The 24984-nt window shown below is 73.4% G+C and carries 18 protein-coding genes, 2 tRNA genes and 1 riboswitch; of the genes, 12 read left to right on the forward strand and 8 right to left on the reverse strand.

The window, feature by feature from the left end:
• Positions 1 to 182: 182 nt before the first annotated feature.
• Together FGW31_RS18150 and FGW31_RS18155 are read left to right on the forward strand one after the other, a co-directional pair.
• Complete coding sequence (locus tag FGW31_RS18150; protein WP_142194490.1) at positions 183 to 2357, forward strand: DEAD/DEAH box helicase; 2175 nt, start codon at positions 183 to 185, stop codon at positions 2355 to 2357.
• 152 nt (positions 2358 to 2509) lie between these two features.
• A tRNA-Lys gene (locus tag FGW31_RS18155) sits at positions 2510 to 2582 on the forward strand.
• A 188-nt stretch (positions 2583 to 2770) separates the two neighbouring features.
• Here FGW31_RS18155 and FGW31_RS18160 read toward each other — a convergent pair.
• Positions 2771 to 3688, reverse strand: a complete 918-nt coding sequence (locus FGW31_RS18160) for an alpha/beta fold hydrolase (RefSeq protein WP_142194491.1) — start codon at positions 3686 to 3688, stop codon at positions 2771 to 2773.
• A gap of 95 nt (positions 3689 to 3783) precedes the next feature.
• Between FGW31_RS18160 and FGW31_RS18165 the strand changes: the two genes are divergently transcribed.
• Positions 3784 to 4452 (forward strand): TetR/AcrR family transcriptional regulator, encoded by a 669-nt coding sequence (locus FGW31_RS18165; RefSeq protein WP_142194492.1) that lies wholly within the window; start codon positions 3784 to 3786, stop codon positions 4450 to 4452.
• 16 nt (positions 4453 to 4468) lie between these two features.
• Here the strand turns inward: FGW31_RS18165 and FGW31_RS18170 are convergent, their stop codons facing one another.
• Positions 4469 to 4759: a DUF3040 domain-containing protein gene (locus tag FGW31_RS18170; RefSeq protein WP_142194493.1), complete on the reverse strand. Its 291-nt coding sequence runs from the start codon at positions 4757 to 4759 to the stop codon at positions 4469 to 4471.
• A gap of 439 nt (positions 4760 to 5198) precedes the next feature.
• On the opposite strand from FGW31_RS18170, the gene FGW31_RS18175 reads away from it, so the two are divergent.
• The 5 genes from FGW31_RS18175 (at position 5199) to FGW31_RS18195 (ending at position 9836) form a co-directional block, all read left to right on the forward strand.
• Complete coding sequence (locus tag FGW31_RS18175) at positions 5199 to 6200, forward strand: HAMP domain-containing sensor histidine kinase (protein ID WP_142194494.1); 1002 nt, start codon at positions 5199 to 5201, stop codon at positions 6198 to 6200.
• A gap of 27 nt (positions 6201 to 6227) precedes the next feature.
• On the forward strand, positions 6228 to 6887 hold the full coding sequence (locus tag FGW31_RS18180) for a response regulator (protein ID WP_142194495.1): 660 nt from the start codon (positions 6228 to 6230) through the stop codon (positions 6885 to 6887).
• A 131-nt stretch (positions 6888 to 7018) separates the two neighbouring features.
• On the forward strand, positions 7019 to 8152 hold the full coding sequence (locus tag FGW31_RS18185; RefSeq protein ID WP_142194496.1) for a dihydrofolate reductase family protein: 1134 nt from the start codon (positions 7019 to 7021) through the stop codon (positions 8150 to 8152).
• A 74-nt stretch (positions 8153 to 8226) separates the two neighbouring features.
• Positions 8227 to 8300: transfer RNA gene (locus FGW31_RS18190), tRNA-Met, on the forward strand.
• Positions 8301 to 8647: 347 nt separating this feature from the next.
• Positions 8648 to 8805: riboswitch (cyclic di-AMP (ydaO/yuaA leader) on the forward strand.
• Positions 8806 to 8816: 11 nt separating this feature from the next.
• Positions 8817 to 9836 (forward strand): M23 family metallopeptidase, encoded by a 1020-nt coding sequence (locus FGW31_RS18195; RefSeq protein ID WP_142194497.1) that lies wholly within the window; start codon positions 8817 to 8819, stop codon positions 9834 to 9836.
• Positions 9837 to 10067: 231 nt separating this feature from the next.
• On the opposite strand, the gene FGW31_RS18200 is transcribed toward FGW31_RS18195, so the two are convergent.
• From FGW31_RS18200 to FGW31_RS18215, 4 genes are read right to left on the reverse strand one after another with little or no spacing between them, the layout of a single operon-like run.
• Complete coding sequence (locus FGW31_RS18200) at positions 10068 to 11420, reverse strand: PrsW family intramembrane metalloprotease (protein ID WP_142194498.1); 1353 nt, start codon at positions 11418 to 11420, stop codon at positions 10068 to 10070.
• Between the two features lie 35 nt (positions 11421 to 11455).
• Entirely contained in the window at positions 11456 to 12307 is an 852-nt protein-coding gene (gene trmB, locus FGW31_RS18205) for a tRNA (guanosine(46)-N7)-methyltransferase TrmB (protein WP_142194499.1), read from the reverse strand.
• Positions 12308 to 12358: 51 nt separating this feature from the next.
• Positions 12359 to 13603, reverse strand: coding sequence for an L-2-hydroxyglutarate oxidase (gene lhgO / locus FGW31_RS18210; RefSeq protein ID WP_142194500.1), 1245 nt, complete (start codon positions 13601 to 13603; stop codon positions 12359 to 12361).
• A 54-nt stretch (positions 13604 to 13657) separates the two neighbouring features.
• Entirely contained in the window at positions 13658 to 15082 is a 1425-nt protein-coding gene (locus tag FGW31_RS18215) for an MFS transporter (RefSeq protein ID WP_142194501.1), read from the reverse strand.
• 716 nt (positions 15083 to 15798) lie between these two features.
• On the opposite strand from FGW31_RS18215, the gene FGW31_RS18220 reads away from it, so the two are divergent.
• Complete coding sequence (locus tag FGW31_RS18220; RefSeq protein ID WP_233452513.1) at positions 15799 to 18018, forward strand: asparagine synthase-related protein; 2220 nt, start codon at positions 15799 to 15801, stop codon at positions 18016 to 18018.
• A gap of 553 nt (positions 18019 to 18571) precedes the next feature.
• On the opposite strand, the gene FGW31_RS18225 is transcribed toward FGW31_RS18220, so the two are convergent.
• Positions 18572 to 19315, reverse strand: a complete 744-nt coding sequence (locus FGW31_RS18225) for a TetR/AcrR family transcriptional regulator (RefSeq protein WP_142194502.1) — start codon at positions 19313 to 19315, stop codon at positions 18572 to 18574.
• 379 nt (positions 19316 to 19694) lie between these two features.
• On the opposite strand from FGW31_RS18225, the gene FGW31_RS18230 reads away from it, so the two are divergent.
• Together FGW31_RS18230 and FGW31_RS18235 are read left to right on the forward strand one after the other, a co-directional pair.
• Positions 19695 to 21074, forward strand: a complete 1380-nt coding sequence (locus FGW31_RS18230) for an NAD(P)/FAD-dependent oxidoreductase (RefSeq protein ID WP_142194503.1) — start codon at positions 19695 to 19697, stop codon at positions 21072 to 21074.
• A gap of 173 nt (positions 21075 to 21247) precedes the next feature.
• Positions 21248 to 22897, forward strand: a complete 1650-nt coding sequence (locus FGW31_RS18235) for an ATP-binding SpoIIE family protein phosphatase (RefSeq protein WP_142194504.1) — start codon at positions 21248 to 21250, stop codon at positions 22895 to 22897.
• Positions 22898 to 22921: 24 nt separating this feature from the next.
• On the opposite strand, the gene FGW31_RS18240 is transcribed toward FGW31_RS18235, so the two are convergent.
• Positions 22922 to 24196, reverse strand: a complete 1275-nt coding sequence (locus FGW31_RS18240) for an MFS transporter (RefSeq protein WP_142194606.1) — start codon at positions 24194 to 24196, stop codon at positions 22922 to 22924.
• Positions 24197 to 24318: 122 nt separating this feature from the next.
• On the opposite strand from FGW31_RS18240, the gene FGW31_RS18245 reads away from it, so the two are divergent.
• The gene (locus FGW31_RS18245) at positions 24319 to 24867 is read left to right on the forward strand and encodes a MarR family winged helix-turn-helix transcriptional regulator (RefSeq protein ID WP_142194505.1); all 549 of its coding nucleotides are present in this window, start codon (positions 24319 to 24321) and stop codon (positions 24865 to 24867) included.
• Positions 24868 to 24984: the final 117 nt, after the last annotated feature.

Here is a 24984-nt window from a genome sequence, read left to right on the forward strand (position 1 = left end):
CGGGGTGCGTATGGTGGCAGATCGTTTGATCCTATTTGCCCGGCGCCACTGCAGAGCGCGCCGTGTGGCGCGTACTCTCTCCCTTGCCGTGGTGGACCGCATCGAGGCGGTCGTATTGCGAATCGCGAATCACGGAGTTGACGGGCGCGTGCCGAAGAGACTCCGGAAGGTTTCGCATTCGTATGCCCATCGCCAGTACTGATCACGTCGTCGTGCCCGAGAACCCCGAGAACACGGAGAACTCCGGGAACTTGGCGGACACCGACCTCGACGTCACCACCGAGGTGACGGCCCCCGAGCTCACCTTCGCCGACCTCGGCCTGCCCGAGGGTGTCGTGCGCAAGCTCACGCAGAACGGCGTGACCAGCCCCTTCCCGATCCAGGCCGCGACCATCCCGGACGCCCTGGCCGGCAAGGACATCCTCGGCCGTGGCCGCACCGGCTCCGGCAAGACCCTCTCCTTCGGTCTGCCGACCCTGGCCACGCTGGCCGGCGGCCGCACCGAGAAGCACAAGCCGCGCGCCGTCATCCTGACCCCGACGCGTGAGCTGGCCATGCAGGTCGCCGACGCGCTCCAGCCGTACGGCGACGTCCTCGGCCTGAAGATGAAGGTCGTCTGCGGCGGCACCTCCATGGGCAACCAGATCTACGCCCTGGAGCGCGGCGTCGACGTCCTGGTCGCCACGCCGGGCCGGCTGCGCGACATCATCAACCGCGGCGCCTGCTCGCTGGAGAACGTGGAGATCGCCGTTCTCGACGAGGCCGACCAGATGTCGGACCTGGGCTTCCTGCCCGAGGTGACCGAACTGCTCGACCAGGTTCCGTCGGGCGGTCAGCGCATGCTGTTCTCCGCGACGATGGAGAACGAGATCAAGACCCTCGTCGACCGGTACCTGAACAACCCGGTCAGCCACGAGGTCGACGCGGCGCAGGGCGCGGTGACGACCATGTCGCACCACATCCTCGTCGTGAAGCCCAAGGACAAGGCGCCGGTCACCGCGGCCATCGCCTCCCGCAAGGGCCGCACCATCATCTTCGTCCGCACCCAGCTGGGTGCCGACCGTGTCGCCGAGCAGCTGCGGGACGCCGGTGTGAAGGCCGACGCGCTGCACGGCGGCATGACCCAGGGCGCCCGGACCCGGACGCTGGCGGACTTCAAGGACGGCTACGTCAACGTGCTGGTGGCGACGGACGTCGCGGCCCGCGGCATCCACGTCGACGGCATCGACCTCGTGCTGAACGTCGACCCGGCCGGCGACCACAAGGACTACCTGCACCGCGCGGGCCGCACGGCGCGCGCCGGACGCACCGGCACGGTCGTGTCGCTGTCCCTGCCGCACCAGCGGCGGCAGATCTTCCGGCTGATGGAGGACGCGGGCGTCGACGCCACGCGCCACATCATCCAGGGCGGTGCCGCCTTCGACCCGGAGGTCGCCGAGATCACCGGCGCCCGGTCGATGACCGAAGTACAGGCCGAGTCCGCGGGCAACGCGGCGCAGCAGGCCGAGCGCGAGGTCGCCCAGCTCACCAAGGAACTGGAGCGGGCGCAGCGCCGCGCGGCGGAGCTGCGCGACGAGGCCGACCGGCTGCTGGCCCGGGTCGCGCGCGAGCGCGGCGAGGACCCCGAGACGGTGGTCGCCGAGGCGGCCGTCGCCGCGGCGGCCGAGGCCGAGGTGTCGCTGCCGGAGCAGCCGACCGCGCGGGACGTCGAGCGCACGGAGGCGCCGTACGAGCGGCGTGAGCGGCGCGACGACCGCGGTGACCGCGGCGGGTTCCGCCGTGACGACCGCGGCGACCGTGGTGACCGCGGCGGGCGTTCGTACGAGCGCCGTGACGACCGGGGCGGCTTCAACCGCGACAACCGCGACAACCGTGACCGCGACCGCGGCGGTTTCCGCCGTGACGACCGGGGTGACCGGGGTGACCGGGGTGGGCGTTCCTTCGAGCGCCGCGACGACCGGGGCGGCCGTTCCTTCGAGCGCCGTGACGACCGCGGCGGGTTCCGCCGGGACGACCGTGACGACCGCGGTGGTTTCCGCCGTGACGACCGGGGTGACCGTGGTGGGCGTTCCTTCGAGCGCCGTGACGGCGACCGCGGTGGCCGCTCCTTCGAGCGCCGTGACGACCGGGGCGGCTTCAACCGCGACAACCGCGACCGTGACCGCGGCGGTTTCCGCCGTGACGAGCGCGGCGGTCACCGGGGCAGCGACCGTCCCTTCAACCGCGACCGCCAGGGCGACCGCCCGGGCTTCCGCAGCGGCTCCCACGACCGCCCGTACGGCCGTCGTGACGACCACCGCAGCGGCGGCTCCTTCGGCCGCCGCGAGGACAAGCCGCGCTGGAAGCGCAACGGCTGACGCGGACTCAAACCGCTGACCGGAAGGGCCCGTACGACACCTGTCGTGCGGGCCCTTCCGCGTTCCCATGGGACACGGGACCGTCCGCCTCGCCGATACCCGATCGGAGACCCGGCCGCGTCCGGCTATGCTCGTGGGGGCAACATCGCCATGGGCCCTTAGCTCAATTGGCAGAGCAGTGGACTTTTAATCCATTGGTTGTGGGTTCGAGTCCCACAGGGCCTACGGATGCAGGGGAGGGGACACCCCTTCCGACCTGCTGTGCAGCGCTCGGTCCGGCTTCGGTCGGGTCGGGCGCTGCGTCGTTCTCCCACCACGATGCCCGGCCCCGCGCCGACGGGGCGCGCGGACCGGGCGGTGTGCGGTGTCGTTCAGTCGACGGTGGCCATGGATCAGTCGACGGTGCCCATGGATCAGTCGACGGAGGCCATGAAGGCCAGCATCCGGCGGTTGGTCTCCTGCGCGTGGTCGATCTGCGGGCCGTGGCCGGTTCCGGAGAGGATCTCGGCGCGGGCGCCCGGTATCAGGCGGGGGACGCGCTCCGCCTGACGGCGGGGGTGCAGCAGGAGGCTGCGCTTGCCGAGCACCAGGTAGAGCGGGGTGCGGATGGTGGACAGGTCGGCGTCGGACAGCGGCCGGGGAGCCGGGCGGCGGATGCGGTAGGCGCGGACGGCCGTCCTGATCATGGTGCGCAGTTCCGGCATGACGAGGACCGGCTGTTCCAGCCAGGACGCCAGGCGCGGGCGCAGCGCCTTGGGCGCGAAGGTCGCGAACAGGCTGACGAAGATCCACGCGAAGAAGCGCAGGCCCACCTTCTCCAGGCCGCCCGGGTCGAGCAGGGTGACCGAGGCGAGGCGGTCCGGCCGGCGGTGCGCCTGGTTCAGGGCGAGCCAGCCGCCGTAGGACGTGCCGACCAGGTGGACGCGGTCGAGGCCGAGTCCGGCGAGTGCCTCCTCCAGCCACTGGGCGGCGTCCTCGGGCCGGTGGAGCGGGGCGCGCTGGACGCTGCGCCCGGGGTCGCCGGGGGTGTCGAGGGCGTAGACGGGGCGCTCGGCGCTGAGGTCGGGGGTGTTCGGGTACCACATGGCGGAGCAGGACCCCGCCCCGTGGATCAGGACGACGGGGGTGCGTGACTCGTGCTGGGGATCGGCGGGGCCGTAGCGGTACACGTGGGTGGTGCCGAACGAGGTCTCCACGTCGTGTTCCGCGCGGGCCGGTGCGCCCAGGGCGTAGACCGCGTCGCAGGCTGCGAAGTAGCGCTCGCGCCAGGTGTCGCTCAGGTAGCGGCCGACGTCGGGGCGGGTGGGAGCAGTGGTCTGGGACACGGCCACCTCCGGGGCTCGGTTTCGTGATACGAACGTATCACGATGTTTGGTACGGCTGTATCATCAAAGGCCTCGTGAGGTCGTGAAGTGGAGGACGGACGATGCCCAAGCGCGTTGACCACGCGGAACGGCGTGCCCGGATCGCCGAGGCGCTCGTCCGGGTCGCCGCGCGGCGCGGACTGCACGCCGTGGGGATGCGCGACGTGGCGGCGGAGGCCGGCGTGTCACTGCGGCTCGTGCAGTACTACTTCGAGACGAAGGAGAAACTGCTGCTCTTCGGCCTGGAGCGGCTGGCGCAGGGGTTCGGGGAACGGGTCGCCGCCCGCGTCCGCGCCGCCGGCGACAGCCCCGGTCCGCGCGCGGTGGTCGAGGCGCTGCTGATGGCGGCACTGCCGACCGACGAGGAGAGCCGCACCTTCCACCAGCTCTACACCTCCTACGCCGTCCTCTCCCTGAACGACCCGGCCCTCGCCGCCCAGCCCTTCATCAGGAACCCCGACGCCGCCGAGGACGCCGTGACCGAACTCCTCCGGCAGGCCCAGGCGGCGGACCTGCTCCGACCCGGCCTCGACGCGCGGCGGGAGGCCGTCGGACTGCTCGCCCTGTCCGCGGGCCTGGGCACCAGCATCCTCGTCGGCCAGCGCACCCCGCAGTACGCCACCGAGGTCCTGCACAGCCACCTCGACCGGATCTTCCGCACCCACGGGAACGGCACACCGGCATCCGGCACCCCGGACCCGGTGAACCCGATGGTCCCCGGCATGCCGTGAGCCCGCGGGGCGGCAGTCAGCGGGGCGGGCGGCGGTGCGGCCCGCCGTTGCGCGGGTGCTCCGGGTCGAGGAGCTGGACGCCGATACCGGCCAGGACCAGGCCCGCCGCGATGAGCAGCCCGTCGGCGACCACCACGCCCCCCACCAGCATGGTCACGCCGACGGCCAGCAGCCACCAGGCGCTCGTACGCCGGTACTCGCGCGGGCGGGCCGGGCGCCCGGTGGACAGCGAGCGGGCGAAACGGGGGTCCTCGTGCTCGAGTCGGGCCGCGAGGTCGACGAGGCGCTCGTCGTCGGACTGGGGCACGGCTCCTCCTTCCCAGGGGGTGGCCGCCCGGTGGCACCGTCGGCGGCCTCGCTCCGGACACCGCCGGGCGTCGGCTCCGTGACACCGGGACAGATCGGGCGAACCGTCGGCCTGTCGCCAACTCGGGCCGCTCCCAAGGAGTTTGCCCGCGTGCCGACGCCGTCACCCGCCCGGTACGGAGCCACCAGCGTCGCCCGCCGGCACCCGTCCCGGCCATCGGTCGCGGGCCCCATCCTCGCCACGGGCAGGTGCCTACGGGCGCCCGGGCACGGCGCGCGCCCTTGAGACGAAATGGGGGCTGTCACCGATGGCGCGGAGCCCGCGCGGCGCACAGGCTGGACGGTGACGGCCCGCGCCGCGCCCCCGGCAGGCGGTTCGTCGGGCTCCCGCCGCACCGGGAGCCCTTCCTGAACGGCCCATGGGGAGGAGGCGGTACGGGGTGCCTCTGTTCTGGCGGATCTTCCTGCTGAACGCCGTCGTGCTCATCGTGGCCACGGCCTTCCTGCTCGGCCCGGTCACCGTGTCCACGCCGGTGCTGCTCACCGAGGCCGCGGTGCTCACGGCCGGGCTCGCGGCCATGCTCGTCGCCAACGCGCTGCTGCTCCGGGTCGGCCTGGCACCGCTGCAGCGCCTGACGCGCGCCATGACCACCACCGACCTGCTCCGCCCGGGGCACCGGCCCGAGGTCGGCGGCCGGGGCGAGATCGCCGAGCTGATCACCACGTTCAACACCATGCTCGACCGGCTGGAGGACGAACGCGCCACCAGCAGCGCCCGCGCCCTGTCCGCGCAGGAGGCGGAACGCCGGCGGATCGCCCGCGAACTGCACGACGAGGTCGGCCAGTCCCTCACCGCCGTCCTGCTCCAGCTCAAGCGCGCGGCCGACCACGCGCCGCCCGGACAGGCCGAGGAACTGCGCCAGGTCCAGGAGGCCACCCGGGCCGGTCTGGAGGAGATCCGGCGCATCGCCCGCCGGCTGCGCCCCGGCGTCCTGGACGAACTGGGCCTGGCCAGCGCGCTGAAGGCCCTCGCCGCCGAGTTCGGCGGGCCTGGGCTGAGCGTCCGGCACCGTCTCGCCGGCGACCTGCCGCGGCTGGACCGGGAGGCCGAGCTGGTCCTGTACCGGGTGGCCCAGGAGGCACTCACCAACACCGTCCGCCACGCCCGCGCCCGACGCGCCGAACTCGCCCTGCACCGCACCGCCGACGGGGTCGAACTGCGCGTCCTCGACGACGGCCGGGGCATCGGCGGCGCGCCGGAGGGCGCCGGCGTCCGCGGGATGCGGGAACGCGCCCTGCTCGTCGGCGCCGAGCTGACCGTGGCGCCCGTCGCCGGCGGTGGCACCGTCGTCCGTCTGGCCGTCCCCGTCCCCCTCCGCTCGCCCGCGCACGCCCTCGTCCCCGTACGGGCGTCGGCGCCCGCGCACGCCCCGCCCCCGTGACCGACACTTCCGACCGGAAACGCTGACATGAACGACCCGGCCCCCACCCGCATCCTCCTCGCCGACGACCACGCACTGGTCCGCCGGGGGGTTCGCCTCATCCTGGACGGCGAACCGGATCTGACCGTCGTGGCCGAGGCCGCCGACGGCGCCGAGGCCCTGGAGCAGGCCCGCGCGCACCGCCCCGACCTGGCCGTCCTGGACATCGCCATGCCCCGGCTGACCGGCCTGCAGGCTGCCCGCGAACTCGCCCGCACCCTGCCGGAGACGCGGATCCTCGTCCTGACCATGTACGACAACGAGCAGTTCTTCTTCGAGGCGCTCGCCGCCGGGGCCTCGGGCTACGTCCTGAAGTCCGTCGCCGACCGCGACCTGGTCGAGGCCTGCCGCGCCACCATGCGCGGCGAGCCGTTCCTCTACCCGGGCGCGGTGAACGCCCTCATCCACCACTACCTCGACCTCGTCCGAGAGGGCCGGACGCTGCCGGCCAAGGCCATCACCGACCGGGAGGAGGAGATCCTCAAGCTCGTCGCCGAGGGCCACACCTCGCAGCAGATCGCCGGCCTGCTGGTGATCAGCCCCAAGACGGTGGAGCGGCACCGCGCCAACCTCCTGGCCAAACTCGGCCTCAGGGACCGTCTGGAACTGACCCGGTACGCCATCCGCGTCGGCCTGATCGAGCCCTGAGGCCGCACCGCACCGCACCGGGCACGGCCGCGGGCGCCCGCCGCCCGCGCGGGTTGTCAGACTGGAACCGGGCCGCACCGGCCCGCCCGCCGCGGTCCCGCCGGCCGCCGTTCCCCGCCCGGAGTACGCCGATGCCCCACCCGTACGTCCTGCTGTCCGCCGCCGTCTCCCTGGACGGCTACCTCGACGACACCGGCCCCGGGCGGCTGCTGCTGTCCGGCCCGGACGACTTCGACCGGGTCGACGAGGTGCGGGCCTCGGCGGACGCCGTCCTGGTCGGCGCCGGAACCGTCCGCGCCGACAACCCCCGGCTGCTCGTCAACTCGCCCGAGCGGCGCGCCGCCCGGCTCGCCGCCGGCCGGCCCGAGTACCCGCTCAAGGTCACCGTCAGCGGCACCGGCGACCTGGACCCGGCGGCGCAGTTCTGGCACACCGGCGGCGACAAGGTGCTCTACACCACCGACCGGGGCGCCGAGCGGGCCCGCGCCCTCGGCCTCGCCACCGATGTCGTCCCGCTCGGGCCCGCACTCGACTGGCGGCGCCTGCTGGAGCACCTGCACGCGGTGCGCGGCGTCCGGCGGCTGATGGTCGAGGGCGGCGGCCACATCCACACCCAGCTGCTCACCCAGGGCCTCGCCGACGAACTCCAGCTGGTCCTCGCCCCGTTGTTCGTCGGCGACCCCCGCGCGCCCCGCCTCTTCGGCCCCGGCGCGTACCAGGCGGGCCGGCTGCGGCTGGTCGAGACCCGCCCGGTCGGCGACGTCGTCCTGATGCGCTACGAGCCGACCGCTCCCGGCACCGGCCCGCTGCCCGTCGCCGCCGACCACCACTGGCTGGCGCTCGCCTGCGAACTGGCCGCCGCGTGCCCGCCGTCCCGGACGGCGTTCAGCGTGGGCGCGGTCGTGGTCGCGGCCGACGGCACGGAGCTGGCGCGCGGCCACTCCCGGGAGGGCACCGACCCGGTGGTGCACGCGGAGGAGGCCGCGCTGGCCAAGGTCGATCCCACGGACCCGCGGCTGCCGGGCGCCACGGTCTACTCCAGCCTGGAGCCGTGCGCCCGCCGTGCGTCCCGGCCGGCGCCCTGTGCCCGGCTGATCCTGGACGCGGGGGTGCGGCGGGTGGTCACGGCCTGGCGGGAGCCGGACACCTTCGTGGCGGGTGCCGACGGCAGCGGGGTGCTGGCGGCGGAGGGCGCCACGGTGGTGGTCCTGCCGGAGCACGAGGAGCACGCGAAGGCGCCGAACAGGCATCTGACCGGAGGGTGAAACCGGTGGTGACGGGGGCCGCCGGTAACGGGTGTGCCGAGTGTCCCCCGCATGACGTACACTGGTTCTACCGACGCGGGGTGGAGCAGCTCGGTAGCTCGCTGGGCTCATAACCCAGAGGTCGCAGGTTCAAATCCTGTCCCCGCTACTGAAGGCCGAGAGCCGGAATCCGAAAGGGTTCCGGCCCTCGGCTTTTTCCGTTCGCGCCCTCCGTTCGCGTTCTCCGTTCGTGCCGGAGTCCTTCACCTCGCCCCCACTCGCCGTGTCCTCACTCAGTGTGAGTGGTCCACCCCGCAGCGCATAACAACTGACACACCGTCAGAAATGAGAGCGCGTCAGAAGGGCGGTCAACTCGCCCGTTTTTGGCCATCGATGGCAGTTACGTCCCCCCGGAAATCGTTAATGATCAAGAGGAACAGCTTGGAATACGGCCCTCGCGTCTATTAACGTTCGATAACGCAGCGCGGTCGTCCCAGCCGTCACAGACGTCGGCTCCGTGCGCACGCGCCGAATCCCGCAAGGGAACCGGGGAACCATCACCCTGGGGTGAATCGCGTGGATACCGCCGTGGAGACACGGTTCGTATACGCGCGTAGGAGACCTTCCTGCTCCGAACCCGTCAGCTAACCCGGTAGGCGAGAAGGAAGGAAAGGAGTACGCCCACGTGGCGTCCAACCGGCCTGCCCCCGAGGCTCCGTACCAGCCGAGCGACACCTTCGCCTACGGCGGAATCCGCACCGACGAGGGACCCTTCGAGGAGTGGAACCCCACCGCGGAGTCCGTCCGCCCGGTACGCGGCCGGCACCGAGTCGCCAAGCAGCGCGGCGGCGGACTCGCCCGCAGCTCCACCGTCCTGGGCGTGGGCGTCATCGCGGCCGTCGGCGCGGGCGGCATGGCCAGCGCCCAGACCGGCAAGCCGCCGGTGTCGATCTCCATGCCGGACCTGCCCAACGTGGGCTCCCTGATCTCCGGCGAGGAGACGCCCCAGGGCTCCTCCACTCCGCTCAGCGACCTCGCGACGACGACCGCCGGCACCGAGCAGGGTGCCGCCGACGCCGGTGAGGCGCTGCGCGCCCGGATCATGGCCCAGGTCGCGCAGCAGCAGGACCAGGCCGAGGACAAGGCCCACGCCGAGGCCGCGGCCGCCGCCGAGAAGGCGGCCGCCGAAGCCGCCGCCAAGGCGGAGAAGGAAGCCAAGGCCAAGGCCGCCGCCGCCAAGGAGAAGGCGGAGGAGGAGGCCCGCAAGAAGGCCGAGGCGGAGCGCCTCGCCAAGCTCGCCAAGCAGTACGCGCTCCCCACCTCCTCGTACACCCTCAGCTCCACCTTCGGTCAGGCGGGCGCCTACTGGTCCTCCGGCTACCACACCGGTCTCGACTTCGCCGCACCCACCGGTACCCTCATCAAGGCCGTCCACACCGGCACGATCACCTCCGCCGGCTGGGACGGCTCCTACGGCTACAAGACCGTGCTGACCCTCGACGACGGCACCGAGATCTGGTACGCCCACCAGTCCTCCATCAGCGTCAGCGTCGGCCAGAAGGTCAACACCGGCGACGTGATCGGCCGCGTCGGCTCCACCGGCAACTCCACCGGCGCCCACCTCCACCTGGAGGTCCACCCCGGCGGCTCCACGTCCGGCATCGACCCGCTCGCCTGGCTCCGCGGCAAGGGCCTCACTCCCTGAGACCCGGGTCTCCCACGACCCCCTGTGCGATGCGGCCGCGGCCCGACCCGGGTTCCCGCGGCCGCGCCTCACCCCAGGCTCCCGTGGTCCCGCACGGCCGCACAGCTCGGGAGGCACCCCACCTCCCGAGACCCGGCGTACCCCGCATTCCGGCAGTCCCGACGGCAACCCCCGACGTCAGGGCTGCCGGTCAGGCGTGTGCGGACCCGGGGCGCGGCGGGTGCGGGCCCGTCAGGGCCGGTAGGTGTTCGTGTCGTACGCCGGATACGGATGCCCGTACGGCAGGTGGCCCGACGGCGGATACCCCCGCGGCGGATACCCCTGCGCCCCGTGCACCGGCCACGGCGCCGCGACGACCGGGACGGCGGGCGCGGTGACGCGGGCCGCGTGCTCCAGTGCCGGACGCGCCGCACCCCGCCGGTGCCACAGCTCCAGCAGCAACTCCCGCTCCCGGGTGACGAAGTCCGTCCCCGCCCGCCCCCGCCGGCCCCGGTGCCGCAGGAACGCCAGCGACGTCGCGGACGCCTCGTACTGCGCCACCGCGCGCGCCGCCGGACGGCCGCCGTACCGGCGCGCGTACTGCCGGGCGATGCGCCGCGCCCGCATCGAACCGAGCGCGAACGGCTCCGCGGGCGTCAGCCAGCCGGCCACCGCGTACGCGGGCAGCTCCGCCCGCACCGTCCGCAGCTCCCGCTGGCGCGTCCACACCACCAGCCAGGTCAGCAACCCGAACGTCGGCACCATGAACGCCGCGTACACCGCGAAGAAGCCGTACTGGCCGAGCGTCGAGGACCCGTTCCACAGCGCGTGCATGCCCATCGCCAGGAGCAGCCCGCCCAGCGGCAGCAGGACGCGCCGGATCCGCTGCCGTTCCGTGGACAGCGCGGCGATGCCGAACCCGATGCCGGTGAGCACGGTGAACAGCGGATGCGCGAACGGCGACATGACGATGCGGACGAAGAACGTCGCCGCGGTGACCGACGCCATGCCACTGTCGCCGGTGAGCTGGTCGGTGCCGAAGGCGGTGCCCAGATAGAGGATGTTCTCGGTGAACGCGAAGCCGGTCGCCGTGACCCCGGCTATCACCACCCCGTCGAGGATCCCGGTGAAGTCGCGTCTGCGGAACAGGAACACCAGCAGGACGGCCGCGGCCTTCGCGGACTCCTCCACCACCGGCGCTATGACCGTGGCGCCGAGGGTGTCCGCGCCGGCCGGGTCGGCGGTCGCCGTCGCTATCCACTGCGTGGCGAAACTGTTCGCCACGATCGCTATCAGCGCCGCCGCGCACGCCCCCCAGGCGAAGGAGAACAGCAGGTTCCGCCACGGTCCCGGCTCCACCCGGTCCAGCCAGCGGAACGCGGCCAGCAGCAGCGGCACCGGAAGGACGGCGAGACCGAGCCCCACCAGGAACCCTCGCGTCCCCGTCTGCTCCCGGACCAGGGCGAGGATCACCAGCCCGGACAGCGCCAGCAGCGTGATCAGCGCCCCGTAACGCACCCAGGGCCGCTGCCACCAGTGCGCGTGCCGCAGCGTTCCGCCGAAGGCTTCGCCGGGATGCGTCGGGCGCGGAGGGCTGGAGGCCACGGAATCGACCCTCACGAGGACGGGAAGGGGCAGGTCTACATGCTGTCTCGGGCTCGGTGACCGGCCCGTTCGTCATGCGGTACGCGACGGAAGAGCAGGTCGTTCACCACATGACCCTTGTCCAGCCCCTGTCCCTCGAAACGGGTGACCGGCCGGAACGCGGGACGCGGCGCGAAACCGCCGTCCGCCTGCGTGTTCTCGAAGGCGGGGTGCGCGGTCAGCACCTCGAGCATCTGCTCCGCGTACGGCTCCCAGTCGGTCGCGCAGTGCACGACCGCGCCCGGGCGCAGCCGGGTCGCGGCGAGGGTCAGGAAGTCCGGCTGGATCAGCCGGCGCTTGTGGTGCCGCTTCTTCGGCCACGGGTCCGGGAAGTAGACGCGCAGCCCGTCGAGGGCGTCGGGGGCGAGCATCTCGCGCAGCAGGATGATGGCGTCGCCGTTGCCGACCCGCACATTGTCCAGGCCGAGCCGGTCGGCGAGGTTGAGCAGATGGCCCTGGCCGGGAGTGTGGACGTCCACGGCGAGGATGTTGGTCGCCGGATCCGCGGCAGCCATCGCCGCGGTGGTCTCACCCATGCCGAAGCCGATCTCCAGGACCACCGGACGGTCGTTGCCGAAGAACGCGGCGAGGTCCAGCACCCGCCGCCCGTCCACATCGAAGCCCCAGGCCGGCCACAGCCGCTGCAGAGCATCCGCCTGACCTGCGGTGACCCGGCTGCGGCGCGGCTGGAAGCTGCGGATCCGCCGCTCGAAGTGCGACCCGGCGGGATCCGCCTTCGGCCCGTCCGGGAACCGCGGCTCGCCCTTGGCCCGGGCATGGCGGATCGACACACCGGGCGTGTGTGCCGGGTGCGGGGCTTCGGGGGTGGTGCTCAGGGAGTCAGACACAGTGCTGTCGATTTTACGGGGGTCCGGCGGGCGGAACCCGTCCGCGCCTCCTCACCGGCCCGCGGCCGCCAGCCCGGCCAGCGCACGCCGCGCGACCTCCCGGCCGATCGGCAGGCAGGCCGTGGCGGCGGGCGAGGGCGCGTTCAGCACGTGCACCGCGCGGGCGGTCTCCTCGATCAGGAAGTCGTCGACCAGCGTGCCGTCCCGCAGCACGGCCTGCGCCCGCACCCCGGCCGGCGCCGGCACCAGGTCCTCGGCCCGCACGGCGGGCAGCAGCCGGCGCACCGCCCGCGCGAAGGCCGCACGGGACAGCGAGCGGTGCAGCTCGCCCGCTCCGTACCGCCAGTGGCGGCGGGCCAGCTGCCAGGAGCCCGGCCAGGCGAGCGTCGCGCCCAGCTCGCGCGGGCGTACCGTGCGCCGGTCGTAGCCCTCGCGGGCCAGGGCGGGCACCGCGTTGGGGCCGACGTGGACACCGCCGTCCACGCCGCGGGTCAGATGGACGCCGAGGAACGGGAACGCCGGGTCGGGCACCGGATAGACCAGGCCGCGCACCAGCTCCGGCCGCGCCAGCTCGTAGTACTCGCCGCGGAACGGCACGATGCGGGCGGCCGGCTCGTCGCCGGTCAGCCGGGCGATCTCGTCGCAGTGCAGGCCGGCGCAGTTCACCATGATCCGGCCGCGTACGACGTCGCCGGCGGCGGTGCGCACGGCGACCCCGAGGTCGGGGCGGCGGTCGACCCGCACCACCCGCGCTCCGTAGCGGATCTCCGCGCCGGACGCCTGGGCGAGCCGGCGGGCGACCGCGGCGAAGTCGCAGATGCCGGTGGTGGAGACGTGGATGGCCGCCAGGCCGTCGACCTCCGGCTCGAACTCCGCTATCTGCGCGGCGCCCAGTTCACGGACCGCGATGCCGTTCTCCCGGCCACGCTGCACCAGCGCGTGCAGCCGGGGCAGCTCCTCGCGGGCCGTGGCGACGATCAGCTTGCCCGTCACCGCGTGCTCGACGCCGTACTCCGCGCAGAACTTCACCATCTCCGCGGCGCCCCGCACCGCGTACCGCGCCTTCAGCGAGCCGGGGCGGTAGTAGATGCCGCTGTGGATCACACCGCTGTTGCGGCCCGTCTGGTGCCGGGCGGGTCCGGGTTCCTTCTCCAGCACCGTGACCCGCGTGCCGGGCGCCGCCCGGCTGATCGCGTACGCCGTCGACAGGCCGACGATCCCGCCGCCGACCACCAGCACGTCGCAGTCGTACGCGTGCCCCGCCACCTGCACCACCTCCCGGTTCCGATAGTGCATTGCGCCACTGACAACGCCTTCAAACCCGGGAGGCGGTCCTTCGGCGCGGCCGGGTCACGCCGTGGTCATCAGCAGCGGGCGGGCGCGCTCGCGCAGCTCCACCACGCGCGGCTCGTCACCGTAGGGCTCCAGCCGGTGCAGCAGGTCCTTGACGTACTCGGTGGTGCGGGCGGACGAGATGCGGCCCGCCACCTCCACCGCGCGCACGCCCTGCTCGCAGGCCGCGTCCAGGTTGCCCGACTCCAGTTCGGCGACCGCCGAGACCACCAGCCGCAGCCCGTGCGAGCGCACGAACTCCTCCGTCGGCCTGGACAGCGCCTGCTCGGTGAAGCGCCGCACCTGCCGGGGAGCCTTCAGGTCGCGGTAGCACTCCGCCGCGTCGGCGGCGAACCGGTCGTAGGAGTAGAAGCCGAGCCAGGACGGGTCGCTGTCGCCCGGCCGGGAGCGCTCCAGCCAGCTCTCCGCCGACTTCAGCGCGGCACCGGCCGCCTGGGCGTCGCCCGCGCGTGCGTGCGCCCGGGCCTCGACCAGCCGGAAGAAGCTCAGGGTGCGGGCGGTGGCCAGGCCCCGGTTGCGCTCCAGTGCGGCCTGGGCGAGGTCCACGCCCTCGTCGCCGAAGCCGCGGTAGGTCGCCTGGAGGGACATCGACGCCAGTACGTAGCCGCCGAGCGGGACGTCGGCCGCCGCGCGGGCCAGGCGCAGCGCCTGGATGTAGTAGCGCTGGGCGGCCTCCTGCTGGCCGGTGTCGAAGGCCATCCACCCGGCGAGGCGGGTGAGTTCGGCCGCGGCGCCGAAGAGCGAGCGGCCCACGTCGTCGGAGTAGGAGCCGAGCAGCAGCGGCGCCGCCTCGACCCGCAGGCACTCGGGGACCATCGACGAACGCCAGTCGCCGCCGCCGTACTTGGAGTCCCAGCGCCGGGCGTCCTCGGCGGCCTCGCGCAGTTTCCGCACATCGCTGTGGCCGACTTTGAGCGGTGCGCCGGCGCCGTCGGAGGGACTCGCCTCGCGCGCCACCGAACTGTCGGCCGGGGTTATCAGCCAGCGGGACGCCGGCGTCGCGTACGCGCTCACGGCGAACGACCCGGCGAGCGACTGCCAGATGCCTCCGGAGCCCGCTCTGCGGCCGGCGAGGTCCAGGCGGTACAGCTCCGTCGCGGACTTCACCGCCTGCCCGACGTCACGGGGGAAGGCGAGGCCCACCTCGGGCGCGGGGTCCGCGTCCGCCAGGCCGATCTCGTGGAGCGGCACCGGACGGCCCAGCTTCTGGCCGATGGCGGCGGCGATCAGGTGCGGCGCGGCCCCCTGCGGCACCATGCCCTTCGACACCCAGCGCGCCACCGACGTCTTGTCGTAGCGAAGTGTCAGTCCCCGCTGGGCGCCAAGGTCGTTGACGCGTCGCGCGAGGCCTGCGTTGGAGATTCCCGCGAGGGCGAGAACGGCGCCGAGTTTTTCGTTCGGCCCGCGTTGCTCCCTGGACATGCGCCACCCCTCGACACAGACGGCTGCCGCTCTGGCATAACCGCGCGGCATTCGTAAACCCAGCGTAGTTCGCCGCATCCCAAGCGTTAAGGGGCATTCTTCCGGATGGCGGGAATGTGGTCCGTACTGACGTGCGGGTCAGATACGCGCAGTTGTCGCGTGCACCCGGTGTGTGGCCGTGCGCCCGTGCGTGCGCTCTTCTCCGGCCATCGCGGGAGCGGTTCCATGGTCGGTGCGTGGGTCGGCCCGCTGTACTGGATCCAGTGGGCTGGGGGACACCGCCGCCTTCATCCCCGCGGGCGGTGGAACGGTCCGGGAGGCGCGCCGCGCCTCCCGGACCGCGCGACCGTTCAGTGGTGCGCAGAGCCTGTACGGAGCGTGTTCGAGATTGTTCTCGCCGTTCCGATTTGGCCGAAACTCGACCCTGCCCGTTCCCGGTATATCCCTTGTCTACCACGCTAGTTGACGGCGCGTTGGAGGTTTCAGGGGCGCGCTGAGGGGGCGCATTCGCGTCGCGGCGGCGTGGTCCGTTGCGCGACCCCGTGGAGCGACTCCCTTGTGGCGAACGCCGGTCGGGCCCGGGGGCGACGTATCCGCCGGGGCGCATGGGACGGAGCACATACGGCTCCGGCGCGCCTCCTGAGCGCCTCCTTCATGGCAGCATGGGGAACCGGTTCGTACGGTGCACTGGTTGTCCACAGCCTGTGGAGGCGGCGATGCGGTGGTTGGTGGGTTGGAGCAGCGCCGCCGCCGGAGCGACGGGGTTCGGCCCCAGCGGCTCCGCGGGCGCCACCGGGCTCGACGGCGAGACCGTGCACCCCGTCGGATCCCAACTCCTGTGGGGCGACCCCGACCCGCTGTGGGCCGTCGGCGACTGGCGCCCCGACGAAGTACGCGTGGTCAGGGCCGACGAACAGACCCGGATCGCCGTCCTCGGCACCTGCGGCGCCTCCGACGAACAACTGCGCGTCGCACTGTTCGCCGCCCGCGGCGGCGCACTGCGCCACCTGACCGCCTGGCCCGGCAGCTACACCGCCGTCGTCCAGGTCGGCCGCCGCGTCACCGTCTGCGGCGACCTCGCCGGCGCCCGGCCCGTCTTCCACACCCCCTGGGCGGGCGGCACCGCCTACGCCACCGCCGCCCTGCCGCTCGCCGACCTCATCGAAGCCAACCTCGACTTCGGACACCTCGCCGCGCTGCTCGCCGCGCCCGACGTACCCGCAGCGCTGCACGACTCCACCCCCTACGACGGCGTCAAACGCATCCCGCCGGGCCACGCGCTCGTCCTGCGCGCCGGGGCGCGCGAGATCGCCGGCTACGAACCCGTCGCCTCCCTCGCCGTCGCCGCCCCGCCCGCCGACCCCGACCACGCCGTCGACGCCGTCCGCGACGCCCTCGTCGAGGCCGTACGGACACGGCTGGCCGCACCCCGGCACGTCCCCGGAGCCGCCTTCGACCCCGGGCCGGTGCCCGGCATGGGACCCGCCGAGCGGCGGGCCGGCCGGGGCACACCCGTGCCGGGCATCGGAGCCGACCTGTCCGGCGGGCCGGCGTCCGGAGCGCTGGCCCTGCTGGCCGCGGGACTGCCGGGAATGCCGGGGACCGTCCTGGGACACGGCACCGGAGCAGGCGAACGACTGCTGGCCGTCACCTTCAACGACCTGGCCGTCGGCGCATCCGCGGGCGGGCGCGACGAGGACGAACTGGAACGGGCGGGCGCCCTCGCCGCCAACCCGCGACTGCACCACGTCGTCGTGACCGGCGGCGAGGAGACACTCCCCTACGTCGACCTCGACGTGCCGCTGACCGACGAACCGGGGCCCTCGCTCGTGTCGGCCGCCCGGCACCGGGCGCGGCTGGCCGCCGGCAGCGCCGACCACTTCACCGGGTACGGGGCCAAGCAGGTCCTCGACGCGCACCCGGCGCGCCTCGCCGACCTGCTGATGGACCGCAAACGACGGCACCTGGTGCGTCCCGTGGCCGCGCTCGCCAAGGCGGACGGGTCGGTGATGGTGCCCGCGCGGGTGTACGCGGCGGCCCGGCGGCTGGCGCGCACGCCCTACCGGGCGGGACTGGAGAGCCTCGCCGAGCGGCTGCTGCACCGGAGACTGGACGACGACGGGGCCGCGGGGGCCGCGGACGCCTCGCTCGCGGCGCTCACCTGGGGAAGACCCGGGCCCGCGGCGCGCTGGCTGACGGGTGAGGCACTGGCTGAAGTATCGGTTCGCCTCCAGGCGTCGACCTGGCGGTCGGAGGTGGGGCCCGGACAACGGCCCGGGGACTTCCGGGCACGGGCGGCGCTGGCCCGGCACGCGGCGGACCTGCGGGTGCTGGAACAGGCCGCCGAGATCCGGTTCCAGCGGTTGCACGCGCCGTTCCTCGACAACCAGGTCGTACGGGCGTGCCGGGCGCTGCCGGAGGCACTGCGGGTGCGGCCGGGGGCGCGGGCGTCGATCCTGCAGGCGGTGCTCGAAGGGGCCGGGGTGCGGGACCTGCCGACGGGGTGGGGGACGCCGGGGGCGGCCACCTCGGCGGTCGCGGCACGGGCGGGGCTGCGGGTGGCCGCGGGGTCGCTGATGGCGCTGTTCGACACGCCGCTGCTGGCGGAGGCGGGGCTGGTCGAGGCGCGGGTGGTGCGCAAGGCGCTGCGGGGGGCCGCGGAGGGGGAGCCGCTGCCGCTGGACGGGCTGGCGGATCTGGTGGCGCTGGAGGTGTGGCTGCGGCGGCTGCTGGCGCGGCGGGGGACGTGCTGGACGGGGACGCCGGCTCGGGCGCGGGCGGTGCCGGGTGGGATCGCTCCGCAGCGGGGGGCGTTGGGGGCTGGTGCGGCTGGTGCGGCTGGTGCGGCTGGTGCGGCTGGTGCGGCTGGTGCCGCTGGGGCCGCTGGTGCGGCCGGAGCTGCCGGTGCCGGTGGTTCTGGCGGTGTGGCGCGGTGATGCGCCGGTTGTTGTTGCCGTAGCGCCTGCGGCGCGGTGGGTGGGTCGGGGCCGGGTCGGGGGTGTCCGTCCTCGGACTGGCGCGGAATGGGGTGTCTGGAGGGGCGGGGGTGTGGACGCGCCAGCCACTGCGGGCGAACACCCCCGCCCCGGCCCCTCACGCCGTACGCGGCAGCCGCGCAGTCGTGCGCGCGCCGGTCCGGTCGCGAGCAGTCGTGCGTCCTGCCGGAGGCGGTGGCAGTCGTGCGTCGTTTCGGCGGTGGGGGCGTCGTTCGCCGTTCCGTCGGAGGCCGTCGTGCGTCGTTCCGGAGGCGGTGGCAGTCGTGCGTCGTTCCGGAGGCGGTGGCAGTCGTTCGCCGTTTCCGTCGGTGGCAGTCGTATGGCGTGCCTCTGGGGGCGGCTGTATGCCGTCCCTGCGTGGGCAGTCGTGCTGCTGGGCATGGGTGGGTGCGGCGGGGGCCCGTTGACGCGGGGCTGCGCGACGACCCGGTCCGCCGCAACGCCGGTTGCTCGCGTACGGCCGTACCGACGTACGGCCGTACGACGTGGCGGACTACGCCGGGCGGGAGCGGAGGCCCTCCAGCAGGATGTCGAGCAGGCGTGCCGACGCCGCTGCCTGTTGGGCCGCGTCCGGTAGGGACGGGGCCGCCGTGGCTATGACCAGCAGGACGTCCGAGACGGACACGTCGGGGCGGAGTTCGCCCGCCGCGCGGGCCCGGTCCACCAGCTGTCCCACGACCTCGAGGAGCTCTGCCGCGCCCGCGTCGTCCCCGGGCGCAGCGCTGACCTCGGACACCAGCCGCAGCTCACCCGTCGGCTGCGTCCGCTGCTGCGGCAGGCGTGCGTGGTCGGACAGGCCGTGCTCCTCCGCCACGCCCACCCGCAGCACCTGCGGCGGCAGCAGCCGGCCGGCGCCGGAGGCGACCGAGGTGCGCAGGAAGCGGGACAGCGCCGACCAGGGCTCGTCCTCCTGCCCGAGCGCCGCGCGCGCCTGGTCGGTCAGCCGGGAGGTCTCCTCCTCGGCGATCCGCCGCACCAGTACGTCCTTGCTCGGGAAGCGCCGGTACACCGTGCCCACGCCGACCCGAGCCCGGCGTGCCACGTCCTCCATCGGCGCGCCGTAGCCCAGCTCGCCGAAGACCTCCCGCGCGGCACGCAGGACGTGCTCCAGATTGCGCTGCGCGTCCACCCGCAGTGGCGTCGTGCGCGTGTTGTCGGTGCGTCCGCTGCCGGTCGGAGCGCTCATCGTGGCGCCGGCCGTGACAGCGGAAGACCAATGAGAATCCTGAACATGCATACGTCTTCCCCCGGTAATGACGTCTCCCCCCGGAGACTTCTCCCCGCCATTGATGGCCCGGGGCGTGCGGAACATGCCCGGCCTGTCGGTTCCGCCCGTCGCGGACCCGACGAGCGCATCCCCCTACACCCCGTCGACACACGAACATAGTTGAGAGGAAGTCAATTCAGAAGGGGGAGGTTCCGCACGGAGCGCCCCTCGATCGGAGTACGAGCCGTATACGTCTGGAATGTGACGGTGGCCGAGTGCGCATTCACCCCGGCTGACCTGTGTGTATGGGGGAGGGGTCGGGGAATCGGCCAACCCGGGGCGCGGAAGACGTCCGGTCACACAATTCGTCGGGGCTGTGGACAAACGCAAGCGGCGGGTGCGTCATGGGATGGTGAAGGAACCTGCGCGCATTCTCGTTGTCGGCGGCGGCTACGTCGGGATGTACACGGCCCTGCGTCTGCAGCGGAAGCTGAAACGGGAACTCGGCCGGGGCGACGCCGAGATCACGGTCGTCACCCCGGATCCGTACATGACGTACCAGCCCTTCCTGCCCGAAGCGGCCGCCGGCGCCATCTCCCCCCGCCACGTCGTCGTACCGCTGCGGCGTGTCCTCGACCGGTGCCGCGTCGTCATCGGCGAGGTGACCGCCGTCGACCACGCGGGCCGCACGGCCACCGTCCGCACGCTCGCCACCGGCGAGGAGGGCACCGGCGACCGGCAGGTCACGTACGACGAACTCGTCCTCGCGCCCGGCTCCGTGTCCCGCACGCTGCCCGTCCCCGGCCTCGCCGACCACGGCATCGGCTTCAAGACCGTCGAAGAGGCCATCGGCCTGCGCAACCACGTCCTCGAACAGATGGACATCGCCTCCTCGACCCGGGACCCCGCCGTCCGGGACGCCGCTCTCACCTTCGTCTTCGTCGGCGGCGGCTACGCGGGCGTCGAGGCGCTCGGTGAGCTGGAGGACATGGCCCGGTACGCCGCGCGGTACTACCACAACATCACTCCCGACGACATGAAGTGGATCCTCGTCGAGGCCTCGGACCGCATCCTGCCCGAGGTCGGCGAGGAGATGGGCCGCTACACGGTCACCGAACTGCGCCGGCGCAACATCGACGTACGCCTGGAGACGCGCCTGGAATCCTGCGCCGACCGGGTCGCCGTGCTCAGCGACGGCTCACGCTTTCCCACGCGTACGGTCGTGTGGACGGCGGGCGTCAAACCGCACCCGGTGCTCGCCGCCACCGACCTGCCGCTGAACGGCCGCGGGCGGCTGAAGTGCACCGCCGAACTGGCCGTCGACGGGGCACCGCACGCGTGGGCCGCGGGCGACGCCGCCGCCGTCCCCGACGTCACCGCGCCGGACCCGGGCCGCGAGTGCGCGCCCAACGCGCAGCACGCGCTCCGCCAGGCGCGGGTGCTCGGCGACAACATCGCGCGCTCGCTGCGCGGCGAACCGCTGCAGACCTACGCCCACAAGTACGCCGGTTCCGTCGCCTCCCTGGGGCTGCACAAAGGGGTGGCGCAGGTGTACGGGCGCAAGCTCAAGGGCTATCCCGCCTGGTTCATGCACCGCACTTACCACCTGAGCCGCGTCCCGACCCTCAACCGCAAGGCGCGCGTGGCCGCCGAGTGGACCCTCGCCGGGCTCTTCAAACGGGAGATCGTCTCCCTGGGATCCCTCGAACACCCCCGGGCCGAGTTCGAACTGGCGGCCGGTGGAAAGCCTTCTCAGGAGCCCCCGCACAACCCGAAGGGGTCGTCCTGACCGGACCCAGGAACTCCACCGGCCGGCCCGGCGTCTGACGGATGTCGGCCCGGTCGGCACCCTGCCAGACTGGTCCACCACCGCGGGCGGACCCCTGCCCTCCCCGGTGCGGGCCCGCGGGCCCCGGCCGGTCCCGGCTTCCGGCCGCCGACAACTACACGAGGCAAGGATTCGTGAACTTCACGCGCTGGAGCGCCCGGCTCCCCGGAACGCAGCGCCGCGCCGCAGCGCGGACCGAGCACACGGTCTCCCCGGACCGGCGGGGAGAGGGCTCCGTGCCCGCGGCCCGCGCCGAACAACTCACCGACGACGCGCGGCCCGTGCCCGCCGTGGACGAGCTCGCGGTGCGCGAGGTCCTGGACCGCGTCCCGTCCCTCGTCGCCCTGGTCCACGGCCCCGACCACCGCCTCGCCTACGTCAACGACGCCTACACGGCGGCCTTCGGAGCCCGCCCGCTCGGCGCCCCCGCCCGCGAAGCCCTCCCCGAACTCGACGAACTGGGCCTGCTGCCCCTCCTCGACCAGGTCCTGCGCAGCGGCCGCCCCCGCACGGTGAAGTCCCGCAAGGCCCCCGACGGCCGCTCCTACACGTTCACCTGCACGCCGGTCACCGCCGGCGACGGCCGCGGAGTGCTGGTCTTCGCCACCGACGTCACCGACCACGCCGAAGCGGCCGAACGCCTGCGCGCCAGCGAACGCCGCCAGCGCGAGACCGCCGTCACCCTCCAGCGCTCCCTGCTGCCGCAGGAACTGGAGCAGCCCGACGACCTGCGCATCGCCGCCACCTACCACCCCGGCGGCACCGAGGCCGCCGTCGGCGGCGACTGGTACGACGTGATCACCCTGGGCGGCGGCCGCACCGCCCTCGTCATCGGCGACGTCATGGGGCGCGGGGTGCGCGCCGCCGCCGTCATGGGCCAGCTCCGTACGGCCGTACGCGCGTACGCGCGGCTCGACCTGCCCCCGCACGAGGTGCTCCAGCTCCTCGACGGCCTGGCCATGGAGATCGACGCCAACCAGATCGCCACCTGCGCGTACGCCATCCACGACCCCAACGAGGGCCGCCTGGTGTACGCCTCCGCCGGCCACCTGCCCATCCTCGTCCGCGACGAGAACGGCACCGTCCGCCGCGCCGACGAACCCACCGGCCCGCCGCTCGGCACCGGCGGCTGGATGCACGCCTCCGGCACGGTCCCCCTCGGCCCCGGCTCCACCGCCGTCCTCTACACGGACGGACTGGTCGAGCGGCGCAACGAGGACCTCGACGAGGGCATCGCCGCCCTGGAGCGCGCCCTGTCCGGAGCCACCGGCAGCCCCCAGGTGGTCTGCGACCGCCTGATCCGTTCGGCGGGCGTGGCCCCGGACCACGACGACGACGTGGCCGTGCTGGTCCTCCAGCACCCCGCCCGCAAGGGAGCGGAGAGCGAACTCTTCCGCAACGCCGCGCTGGAGCTGCTCGGCGGTGTCGAAGCGGCGCCCCGCGCCCGTGCCTTCGCCTCCGGCGTGCTCACCAGCTGGCGCTTCCCCGCCGAGCTGCACGACCTGGGCGTCCTGGCCACCAGCGAACTGGTCGCCAACTCCCTCCAGCACGGCACCCCGCCCATGCGGCTGCGGCTGCGCCGCACCGACCGCCGCCTGATCGTCGAGGTCACCGACGGCGACGAGCACCTGCCGAGGCGCCGCCGCGCGGAACCCGGCGACGAGTCGGGGCGGGGCATCGCCATCGTCGCGACGATCGCCTCCAACTGGGGCAGCCGGCGCACTCCGGACGGCGGCAAGGCGGTCTGGTGCGAGTTCGTGCTGCCGCAGAGCGCCGACGCGTGACAGCGCCGCCGGCCGGCGCGTGGCTCAGGCGTGCGCCGGGGCCTGTCCGGCCGCCGCGGGGCCCTGTGCCACCACCCGGCTCCGCGCCGCCGACGGATGGTTCTGCGCCTCCGTGAGCTGCCTGCCCAGCCGCACCGCCAGCACCGTGATGCCCAGCGAGAACAGCAGGAAGACGACGATGTACGGCGCGTGCAGCGAGGCGCCCAGCGGCCCGCCCACCGCCGGCCCCACGGCCAGCGCAAGCTGCTTCACCAGGGCGAACGCCGAGTTGTACTGGCCGGCCATCCCGGTCGGCGCGAGATCGGCGACCAGCGGGGCGAGCGTCGGCGACAGCATCGCCTCCCCGAGCCCGAACAGCGCGTACGTCGAGATGAAGGCGGCGGTCGCCATCGTCTGGCTCCCGTTGCCCAGGCCCGCGTAGCCGGCCACGGCCCACGCCACGGCCCAGATCAGACCGACCGACGCGATCACCCGCGACCGCTTGCGCCGTTCCACGAACCGCAGCACCGCGAACTGCGCGACCACGATCACCAGGGTGTTCGCCGCGAGCGCCGTGCCCAGCGCCGACGTCGAGATCCCGGCGGCCTCGACGCCGTACGCGCTCAGCCCCGACTCGAACTGGCCGTAGCAGGCGAAGAACAGCACGAAGCCCAGGACACACAGCTGCACCATGGCCCGGTTGCCGAGCAGCTGCTTCCAGCTCGCCCCGGCCGACTGCGCCGGAGCGTCCGTGATGCGCGGCGCGTGCGGCAGCCGCACCGTCGCCATCACCACGACCAGCAGCAGGAACATCGCCGCTTCGAGGGAGAACAGAAGGGTGAAGGAGCCCGCTTGCGTCGGGTCCACGAGGTGGCCGCCGATGAGACCGCCGACGCCGAGCCCGAGGTTCTGCAGAAAGAACTGCGTGGCGAAAGCCCCCGACCGGGTCTGCGCGGTCGAGCACTCCACGATCATCGTGGCGAGCGCCGGCTGCATCACCGCCTGCCCGGCGCCGAGCACCGCCGCCGACAGCAGCACCGCCGCCGCGACACCCGACAGTCCCAGGCTCAGCGCGCCGACCGAGGCCGTGACCAGGGCGACGAGCAGCACCGGCAGCGGACCCCGTCGGACGATGGCCCGCCCGGCGAACGGCAGCACGACCAGCGCGGCCACGGCGAAGACGGCGAGGACGAGCCCCGCCGTCATGGCTCCCAGTCCTCGCACCTGCGCCACGTAGACGTACAGATACGGGACCGTGAAGCCCAGCCCGAAAGCGCTGAGTGCGTTGCCCACGTGGATCCGGCGCATCGCTGCGCCCATCGCCCTGGTCACGTTCACCTCTCTCACTAGTTAGGAGTGAAGACTTAGAAGCTAAAGTTCGACGCTAAAGAGTACACAGAGAAGGACTTCAAGGCAAAGAAGGGGCGTGCCATACTGCGCCCATGGGCGACACCTCCGGCCTCGGCGAGCCGACACTCGAAGAGCAGATCGCCGCGTACCAGCGCGAGTTCCAGGACCTCGACCCCCAGGTCGAGAAGATCGTCAACGCGCTGTCCCGCCTGAACCGCCGCATGAACGTCGCCTACGGTCGTCAGACCGCCGAGCTCGGCATCACCAACGCCGACTGGGAGGTCCTCAAGGCCCTGGTGCTGTCCGGGGCCCCGTATCGCATGGGTCCGAGCGACCTCGCGAAGCGTCTGGGCCTGACTCCCGCCGCGATGACCCACCGGATCGACCGCATGGTCGCCGAGCAGCTGGTCACCCGGGAGCGGGACGAGAGCAACCGGGTCCGCGTGATCGTGGAGCTGACACCGGCCGGCCGGGAGAAGTGGCTGGAGGCCATGCGCATGGCGTCGGTGTTCGAGGAGGACCTCCTCCAGGACCTCGACCCGCAGGAGAGGGTGACCCTCGGCGAGGTCCTCACCCGTCTCCTGCGCAGGGTCGAGCACGCCCAGCCGGACGCGGGCGGACGCCTCACCGATCTGGACTGAAAGTTCTCCACCAGGCCGCTTGACAGCCCCCCGGCCGATCCGTAAGGTTCTTCGGGTTGCCACGGAGCCGTAAGGTTCCGGGCAGCGACTTCCGCCGCATCTGCGGCACTCACACCT

The organism is Streptomyces calvus (assembly GCF_006782915.1).
GTDB classification, from domain to species: domain Bacteria; phylum Actinomycetota; class Actinomycetes; order Streptomycetales; family Streptomycetaceae; genus Streptomyces; species Streptomyces calvus.

What these genes read in the sequence shown, in the direction of transcription:
- FGW31_RS18150 (WP_142194490.1), top strand. Translation starts at nt 183, where the DNA reads ATGCCCATCGCCAGTACTGATCACGTCGTCGTGCCCGAGAACCCCGAG.
- FGW31_RS18165 (WP_142194492.1), top strand. Translation starts at nt 3,784, where the DNA reads ATGCCCAAGCGCGTTGACCACGCGGAACGGCGTGCCCGGATCGCCGAG.
- FGW31_RS18180 (WP_142194495.1), top strand. Translation starts at nt 6,228, where the DNA reads ATGAACGACCCGGCCCCCACCCGCATCCTCCTCGCCGACGACCACGCA.
- FGW31_RS18185 (WP_142194496.1), top strand. Translation starts at nt 7,019, where the DNA reads ATGCCCCACCCGTACGTCCTGCTGTCCGCCGCCGTCTCCCTGGACGGC.
- lhgO (WP_142194500.1), bottom strand. Translation starts at nt 13,603, where the DNA reads ATGCACTATCGGAACCGGGAGGTGGTGCAGGTGGCGGGGCACGCGTAC.
- FGW31_RS18215 (WP_142194501.1), bottom strand. Translation starts at nt 15,082, where the DNA reads ATGTCCAGGGAGCAACGCGGGCCGAACGAAAAACTCGGCGCCGTTCTC.
- FGW31_RS18220 (WP_233452513.1), top strand. Translation starts at nt 15,799, where the DNA reads ATGCGGTGGTTGGTGGGTTGGAGCAGCGCCGCCGCCGGAGCGACGGGG.
- FGW31_RS18225 (WP_142194502.1), bottom strand. Translation starts at nt 19,315, where the DNA reads ATGCATGTTCAGGATTCTCATTGGTCTTCCGCTGTCACGGCCGGCGCC.
- FGW31_RS18230 (WP_142194503.1), top strand. Translation starts at nt 19,695, where the DNA reads ATGGTGAAGGAACCTGCGCGCATTCTCGTTGTCGGCGGCGGCTACGTC.
- FGW31_RS18240 (WP_142194606.1), bottom strand. Translation starts at nt 24,196, where the DNA reads ATGGGCGCAGCGATGCGCCGGATCCACGTGGGCAACGCACTCAGCGCT.
- FGW31_RS18245 (WP_142194505.1), top strand. Translation starts at nt 24,319, where the DNA reads ATGGGCGACACCTCCGGCCTCGGCGAGCCGACACTCGAAGAGCAGATC.